We start from the raw sequence: 1188 nt of genomic DNA, 5'->3' as shown, positions 1-1188 counted from the left end.
GGCCCGCCGGCCGGGGTCGCCCGCAACCCCGCCGCCTACCGGCTCCGGCCCATGACCGACGACGCCCCCTCCGGCGGGCGCACCCCCGCGCCTCCGGTCCGTGAACAGCCGTTCCGCGAACTGCCGCGGATGGGCCGCACGGTGGTGCTCACCTTCGACGACGGCCCCGACCCCCGCTACACCCCCGACATCCTGAGCACCCTCCGCGCGCACGACGTCCGCGCGATGTTCTTCGTCTGCGGCGAGATGGCCACGTACCAGCGCGACCTGCTCCGCCGGATGGCGGCCGACGGGCACGTCGTGGGCAACCACACCTGGTCGCACCCGCAGTTGCCCCAGCTCACGCGCTCCGCGATCCGCAAGGAGATGGAGCGTACGAGCGAGCTGATCGAGGACACCGTCGGTGCCCCGCCGGTCTGGTTCCGCGCCCCCTACGGCGCGTGGAACCGGCACGCCTTCGAGATCGGCGCCGAACTGGGGATGGAACCCCTCGCCTGGACCGTCGACACCCTCGACTGGACCACCCCCGGCACCGACAAGATCGTCAAGGCGGTCCGCGACGGCGCCGGGCCCGGGGTCGTGGTGCTCTCGCACGACGCCGGCGGCAACCGGGAACAGAGTGTGGCCGCGCTGCGCCGCTACCTGCCCGAGCTGATCGAGGAGGGGTACGGGATCGGCGTACCCCTCCCGTAGCCTCACCGCCCCCCGTCTTCGCCCGGCCGGTCAGCGGGTCCTGACCAGCCGGGCGAAGACGACCACGTTGCCGTCGTAGCCGCCCGCCTTCGAGTAGCCGCCGCCGCACGTGATGACCCGCAGCTCCGGCCGGCCGGTGTCGCCGTAGACCCGTGGCCCCGGGAAGTCGCTCTTCGAGAAGACCTCGACCCCGTAGATCTCGAACACCGCCACCCGGCCGTCGTAACGGCTGACCTCGACGTGCTGCCCCTTCTCCAGCGAGCCGAGACCGTAGAAGACGGCGGGACCCGCCTGGTTGTCGACATGGCCGACCACCACCGCCGTGCCGCGCTGGCCCGGCGCCACCCCGTTCTGGTACCAGCCCGCCATGTTGGGGTCCTGCGGCTCGGGGGCCGCGATCCAGCCCTCCCGGTCCAGGCCCACGTCCACCACCGGCGCGTCGACCTTGATCGCCGGGATCCGCACCCGTGACATCGGCGCGTACGGCAGCGGCTT

General features: G+C 72.9%; 2 protein-coding genes. One reads left to right on the top strand and one right to left on the bottom strand.

Annotation, left to right across the window (positions count from 1 at the left end; genetic code table 11):
• Window positions 1-693, top strand: a 693-nt coding sequence (locus GT042_RS37850) for a polysaccharide deacetylase family protein (protein WP_161313196.1), incomplete at its 5' end; no start/stop codon positions are given.
• Between the two features lie 30 nt (window positions 694-723).
• On the opposite strand, the gene GT042_RS37845 is transcribed toward GT042_RS37850, so the two are convergent.
• The coding region (locus GT042_RS37845; RefSeq protein WP_161313195.1) for a class F sortase at window positions 724-1188 on the bottom strand (465 nt) is incomplete at its 5' end.

The organism is Streptomyces sp. SID3212, assembly GCF_009865405.1.
Taxonomy (GTDB): domain Bacteria; phylum Actinomycetota; class Actinomycetes; order Streptomycetales; family Streptomycetaceae; genus Streptomyces.
The sequence above is the reverse complement of the archived record's forward strand: the minus strand, read 5'-3'. Positions and strand labels throughout refer to the sequence as shown.